The organism is Streptomyces sp., assembly GCF_031178505.1.
Lineage (GTDB): Bacteria > Actinomycetota > Actinomycetes > Streptomycetales > Streptomycetaceae > Streptomyces > Streptomyces gulbargensis.
This window is the reverse complement of record NZ_JAPSIW010000805.1, coordinates 1-3,063: the sequence shown is the minus strand read 5'-3', so window position 1 is coordinate 3,063 and position 3,063 is coordinate 1. Positions and strand designations below refer to the sequence as shown.

General features: G+C 73.6%; 4 protein-coding genes. All 4 read left to right on the top strand.

The genetic code is table 11. The annotated features are described in order from the left end of the window. The first annotated feature begins 378 nt into the window (after nt 1-378). Nucleotides 379-717 carry a hypothetical protein gene (locus RIF68_RS32645; protein WP_309054971.1) on the top strand — a complete coding sequence of 113 codons (339 nt, stop codon included), beginning with the start codon at nt 379-381 and terminating at the stop codon, nt 715-717. A 92-nt stretch (nt 718-809) separates the two neighbouring features. Beyond that, nucleotides 810-1,730 (top strand): hypothetical protein, encoded by a 921-nt coding sequence (locus RIF68_RS32640; RefSeq protein WP_309054969.1) that lies wholly within the window; start codon nt 810-812, stop codon nt 1,728-1,730. 90 nt (nt 1,731-1,820) lie between these two features. Next, nucleotides 1,821-2,390 carry a hypothetical protein gene (locus RIF68_RS32635; RefSeq protein WP_309054966.1) on the top strand — a complete coding sequence of 190 codons (570 nt, stop codon included), beginning with the start codon at nt 1,821-1,823 and terminating at the stop codon, nt 2,388-2,390. Between the two features lie 133 nt (nt 2,391-2,523). Then, nucleotides 2,524-3,027, top strand: coding sequence for a hypothetical protein (locus tag RIF68_RS32630; RefSeq protein ID WP_309054965.1), 504 nt, complete (start codon nt 2,524-2,526; stop codon nt 3,025-3,027). The last annotated feature ends 36 nt before the right edge of the window (nt 3,028-3,063 follow it).

The following is a 3,063-nucleotide window of genomic DNA, read 5'->3' as shown; positions in this document are numbered from 1 at the left end:
TCCCCTCCGCGACGGGGCCCCCGGAGGGGACCACAGCCCGCGCCGGGCCGCCAGGCCAAGCCGCTACGCGGTCGCCTTCGGCGAGCCTGGCACCCCGACACGGCCCGCGGTCGGCTGCGCCTGCCCCGCCGCGGAGGGAACCCCCCGACCGGCCCGTCGTGCGGCGTTCCGCCGGGGGGAATTCCGGCCCGTCGGGGTGCCGGAATTGCCTCCGGAATTCTCTTCACAAAAAGGCTTCTGACCTGCGGTTTTCTGCGTGTCGAGAGTTGACCTACCGCCCAAAACTTGAGAGTATTGTCTACGTCGGAGGGGGCGGGAATCCCCTCCCGGCACCGGGCCCCGGCCCACACCGAGAAGCCTCAACGAAAGGCCACGTCCATGCTGGACCTCACCAACATCACCCGCCTGCCGATCATCGACCTTGAGGCGATCGAGCCGGTCAACGCCGAGCTGCGGCCGGTCTACGACCGGGTGCTGCGGACCTTCTCCGTCCAGCTCTGGAAGGACGGCGAGCCCAGCGGCATCCACGGCCTGACGGACAACTTCCGTTACGCCGACGAGCCGCTGGGGGCCATCGACGCCTTCCTCGCCGAGCGCGGCGTCCGCGCCCTCACCGGCGACGAGGCGGTGCTGCTGTACGCCGGTCTCGTCCACGCCAAGGGCGGCCCGGACTGGCAAATCTTCCAGATGCAGCTCGCCGCCGCCGAGCAGCTCTGACCGGTCATCACACCCCGCGAGCGGGCGGGGGCGGGAATCCCCGCCCGCTCGCAGGGCCCGGCCACCGAACCACCTCAACAAGGAGCACGACCATGAACGCCACACCTCACGCCCGCGCTGCGGCCCACCGCGCCCGCACCATCGCCGCCATCGCCCGCACCCGCTGCGCGAACCCCGCGCCCGTCCTGAACGCCGACGGACGCGCCGCCCTGCTGGAGATCGCCGCCCTGCTGGACTCCGCAGCGCTCTCGCTGGAGACCGCCGAACCCGGCACCTGGAACGGCGTCGTGATCACGAACACGATCGACTGGGACGCCTCGCACGCGCTCCGCACGGCCGACACCATCGCCGCCGCCAACCCCGCGATCGGCTTCCCGCCCCGGTTCACGCAGTACGTCACCGCCCCCGTGTTCGGCAACGACGTCGACCTTCCCCCGTCGCTGCTTCCCAGCGGGGGCGCCGGGCCCGCGCTGATCGCACAGGAGGGGGACCTGTTTGCCCGGCTCCACGCGATCCACGGCCACCTGCGGCTGACGCCCCTGTCCAGGGACGGCGTGACGGTGGGCTACCTCAAGGCCGCGTTCGCCCTGCACTGGAAGCACGCCCGCCTGGCCGAGGTCGTGGCCGCCGACGCTGCCCGCCCGTGCAGCCAGGCCGCCGAGCCTGCGCCGACCGTCGAACCCGCAGCGCTCGACCTCACCGGCCTCACGCCGTACACCGTCGGCATCATCCGCCTTGCCGAGAGCAAGGGACTGCGCGCGGCCGACGGCGGTACCTACCGAGGCGTCCGCCGGATCACCCTCAACGCGGGCGGCAAGCACGGCACCTTCGGCACGATCCAGGTCGGCAAGGCCAGCGGAAGGGTGCTGCGCGCCGAGCTGATCCACGGCAACGGCGGCATCGAACGCCGCGCCCAGGGCGCCACCGCCGTCCGGACTCTCGTGAAGAACGAGCGCGTCCACGCCTGCCCTGACGGCTGCACCGCCCACTCCGCGGCCGACTGCCGCCCGTAAGGCCCCCGCCGGGGGTGGGGGAGCGGGGCGGGAATCCCGCTCCCCCACCAGGCCCGGACCCACCGAAGAACCTCAACAAGGAGCACGAGCATGAGCGCCACCACCCTGAAGACCCGCATCGGAGAGCCGGACATCGAGTGCCGCTACCCCGTGATCATCGGAGAGGACCGGGTCATCGGGCAGGCCTACCGCTGGCACCGTGACTGGCTGGTCGTCACCAGCGAGGGCGAGCACAACCTCCGCCGCCCGCCCAAGGGCACCAAGGGCATCGACCTGGCCGCCGCGTACCTCGCCGAGGAGTACGCCGCCGGTCGCGTCACGGCCGTCGCGCTGGACCTGCTGCTCGCCGAGGCGCCCCAGCCGCTGAACGGCCCGGTGCCCCTGCTGCACCCGCGGATGCCCGCCAGCGATCGCAACATCGCGGGCGCGAAGACCGCGTTCGCCGGTCTGACCGAGCACCGCTGGCGGGCCGTGCTCCACGGCTTCCCGGGGTCGGACAACCCCTGGTACCTGCTGTGCGAGCTGTGCGGCTGGTCCGGCGTCCGCTACTGGAGCCACCACCGCGGGCGCAACGGCAACCCGCCGTCCGCCCACCGCCACGAAGGCGGATGCATCGGCGAGGACAAGGTCCGCGCGCTGATCCCCGCCTACCACAAGTAGCCCGTCGCCCGCCGGGCCCGGACCTCCCCGGGCCCGGCGGCACCGGCCACACCGCCCGGGCGCCGGCGGGGCGGGAATCCCGCGCCGCCCGGGGTGCACCGATGAACCTCAACCCCCTGGAAGGGGCCCCCACATGACCACCTTCGAGCCCACCGAACCGGCCCGCGCCGCCGCCGCCCGGGCCGCCATGCTGGCCGACATCGCCCGCCGCCGCACCCTGGTCGCCTCCGCGTGGGAGGGCCGCGCACTGCTCGTCATCGCCGACCTGCTCGACACCGTCGCCCTGTCGTTCTACGAGGAGGAGCCGACCCGCCCGGACAGCATCCCCGACAGTGCCTGGCTTGCCCTCGCCGACGCGGAGACCGCCGCCGCCGACGCCCCGCGCACCGGCTTCCCGGAGCAGTTCGGGCAGTACGTCACGCACGCCCTGGACCGCCGCCCGCTGACCGTCCCGGCCTGCCTGGACTTCACCGCCTGCACCCTCGCCGACGACGACGCCCAGCTCGCCGCCGCGCTGGAGACCCTGCACGGCCACCTCGCCGCAGCCGCCACCGAGGCAGTCGCCCAGGCCCTGCTGGAGGCCGTGTTCACCCTGCACGACAAGCGCGCCCACCTCGCCCAGCTCGCCCGGGGCTGACGCTCCAGTCCCCCGGCCCGCCGCTTGCGCGGCGGG

Bases quoted from the DNA above. Each gene is read 5' to 3' on its own strand.
- RIF68_RS32645 (WP_309054971.1), top strand. From the start codon at position 379: ATGCTGGACCTCACCAACATCACCCGCCTGCCGATCATCGACCTTGAG.
- RIF68_RS32635 (WP_309054966.1), top strand. From the start codon at position 1,821: ATGAGCGCCACCACCCTGAAGACCCGCATCGGAGAGCCGGACATCGAG.
- RIF68_RS32630 (WP_309054965.1), top strand. From the start codon at position 2,524: ATGACCACCTTCGAGCCCACCGAACCGGCCCGCGCCGCCGCCGCCCGG.
- RIF68_RS32640 (WP_309054969.1), top strand. From the start codon at position 810: ATGAACGCCACACCTCACGCCCGCGCTGCGGCCCACCGCGCCCGCACC.